This is a genomic window from Dorea sp. D27, from assembly GCF_001185345.1.
Lineage (GTDB): Bacteria > Bacillota > Clostridia > Lachnospirales > Lachnospiraceae > Extibacter.
This window is the reverse complement of record NZ_KQ236747.1, coordinates 19,717-22,270: the sequence shown is the minus strand read 5'-3', so window position 1 is coordinate 22,270 and position 2,554 is coordinate 19,717. Positions and strand designations below refer to the sequence as shown.

General features: G+C 44.6%; 3 protein-coding genes. All 3 read right to left on the bottom strand.

What is annotated here, in order from left to right; all coding sequences use genetic code 11:
* Nucleotides 1-440 precede the first annotated feature (440 nt).
* Entirely contained in the window at nt 441-767 is a 327-nt protein-coding gene (locus tag HMPREF0980_RS15880; protein ID WP_049730054.1) for a hypothetical protein, read from the bottom strand.
* A 315-nt stretch (nt 768-1,082) separates the two neighbouring features.
* Nucleotides 1,083-1,268: a hypothetical protein gene (locus HMPREF0980_RS15875; RefSeq protein WP_049730053.1), complete on the bottom strand. Its 186-nt coding sequence runs from the start codon at nt 1,266-1,268 to the stop codon at nt 1,083-1,085.
* Nucleotides 1,269-2,132: 864 nt separating this feature from the next.
* The coding region (locus tag HMPREF0980_RS15865; protein WP_304437665.1) for a X2-like carbohydrate binding domain-containing protein at nt 2,133-2,554 on the bottom strand (422 nt) is incomplete at its 5' end.

Here is a 2,554-nt window from a genome sequence, read left to right as displayed (position 1 = left end):
CTGTCTGTCTGTCTGTCTGTCTGTCTGTCTGTCTGTCTGTCTGTCTGTCTGTCTGTCTGTCTGTCTGTCTGTCTGTCTGTCTGTCTGTCTGTCTGTCACGAATTATATCGCGTCTGCTCAACTTGTCAACCCCCTTGAGAAAATTCTTAAAGCCGCCGTTCTCCGCGCCGTGCGCGATGTGCTTTTCTGCGTGAGCTGGGGCGTATCTCAGCCCTGCGCCCGCTGATGGGCCGCTGTGGGCCCTGCCGGAGCCTTCACCTTCCGGCACAGCTCGTCCAGACGGCAGGCGGCGTTCACATTTTCATCGTCTCCAATCAGAAGGACGAACAGAAAGCCACCATCGTGACTTTCTGTTTTTACGGGGCCTTGTAATCTCCACACACATTATAGCACAGGCAAGCGGCAAAAACGAAAAGGTTGCCAATTTGTAACAATTTTTCTCAGCATTTATTTTTCCCGCTCAAAGCAGGAGCACCGGGGCAGGGGTCGTCTCCCGCAGTTCCGGCTATTGCACAGTTCCTTACCGGATAGGTTTTTCCTGCCACTTTTAAAACAAGTTGTGTGTTTTTTTCCGTGTCAGACAACACCCCCGGATCATCCGGTTCAATCTTCTCTCTCTCCTTTTCCAGTGCGGCCAGTCGTAATGCCTTAGTAGGCTTACATAGCCATTCAGAGGTTTTTGTCCTCTCGGCCAGAAAATCCAGCATTTCCTTTGCGCTTACAAATGTAGTCTGAAACTCATCTGCATACACTTTTTTTTCATTCATTTTTTGTTCCACCTTTCATTTTTTATTCCATAAACAGCCATGGCTGATTGTGGCCATCAAAAAAAGAATGAACGGAATATAATTGTTTTCATTCCAATCATTCTTTAATAGCCTTACCTAAACAAAAAAAGCGCCACCATGACCTAAGCCACAATTGACACTTTTAATACAAACATAAACAGCTTCTGCACTTCGTTTACAGGATTATTGGATATCCAGAAACATCCACCCCAAGAGGTGCGCATAAAAATAAAATATAATAGTATACTATCACACTATATTGTAGATGTCAATTTCCAAAGCACAATATATAGTCTATTCTATTATAAAAAGTATATTTTCATCTAAAAATTTGTCACAAGTCTTTTCAACATGACCACTTTCAACCACATCTTGTTGTGCTTGTTTACCACACTCTTTTGCGAATGGACACTTTAGACAGCTATTTTGGAGAGCATTCTTAATCCATACAATTTCACTTTTTGAGCCAATGACTTTCATAGCCGCACTCCCTTTAAAATCAAACACGTATTAATAATAGTAATAACTCATATAATACGTATATTATTACATTTTTTTAATGTATATCTATTTTAATCCGTAATTTACAGTAAGTAAATAGTTTAAAATATAATATATAACATGTAAGGGGCAACTATGAATGAAAAATATATAGGAGATCGTATAACAGAGCTACGACTTAAAAAAATGTTTCAGAATATCAAATGAGTCTTGACCTTGGCAAAAATAAAAGCTACATTCAATCTATTAGCTCCGGTAGGGCTTTGCCTTCAATGAAACTATTTCTAGAAATCTGCGAATACTTTAATATTACGCCTGACAATTTTTTTGATGACCAGCTGCATAATATCCCCTTGTTTGAAAAGGCTTGTGATCTTCTGAAACAATTGGACGATGAGGATATGATTGCTGTTATATCAATTTTAAATAGGCTAGTTCTGAGGGACAAATAGCATTTTCATGGAAGTTTAATGAAAATGCTATTTTTTGTATTCCCTTACTAATATTTAGTTTGCAGTGTTCGGTAATCAAAAAGCACTAATTTTACCATAAGTGAATGAACCTTGATATGTAAAAAAAGACAAGGGAGATTCCACAGAATAACTGTGTATCTCCCTCTGCCCGGCTGAACTTTCCATATCCTCTATCCGCTTCATTCTTTCATACCCTTTTTTCTTTTCTTCTCCATAAGTACGCCGATACAACCGGCAGACATCATGCCAAGTGTTGCGAATAAGCTTGTACAGGTGCGTCTCCCCCTCCAATATCAACAGCCAGCAGCGGCCGGGATACCCGGCCGCGCAGCCATTTTCTCGGTTCGGTCCGTGTTTCCATACCGCCGGATCAATGCCCGGCCCGTTTGCGGCGGGGGGCGCAGCGAACCAGCAGGAAGATCAGGATGCCCGACACGATCAGCCAGGCCAGCCACAACAGGGCGCGATCCGCCACGCCGGTGTTGGGATTGCTGCCGTCATTGCCGGAATCGGACGTTGGGCCGGAACTGGTGCCGCCCCCCGGCCTGGTGTCCTCCACCGTGAGGGTGAACGTCGGATCGGCGCCGCCGCTCATATCGAAGATAAAGGCGTGGGTGCCTTTCCCCAGCGTGGCAAGATAGGTCCTGGAGAATGTGTACCGGCTGCCGCTCACGGTGTAGTCCCGCCCGGCCTGCAAGGTCACGTTGCCGCAGCGGATGCCGCTCAATGTATGGCTGCCCGGCGAAAGCGTGACCGGTATGTCCCGATGGTTCTTGCCGGAGGGATAGCGGT

Coding starts and splice junctions, on each gene's coding strand:
- HMPREF0980_RS15880 (WP_049730054.1), bottom strand. CDS start 767: ATGAATGAAAAAAAAGTGTATGCAGATGAGTTTCAGACTACATTTGTA.
- HMPREF0980_RS15875 (WP_049730053.1), bottom strand. CDS start 1,268: ATGAAAGTCATTGGCTCAAAAAGTGAAATTGTATGGATTAAGAATGCT.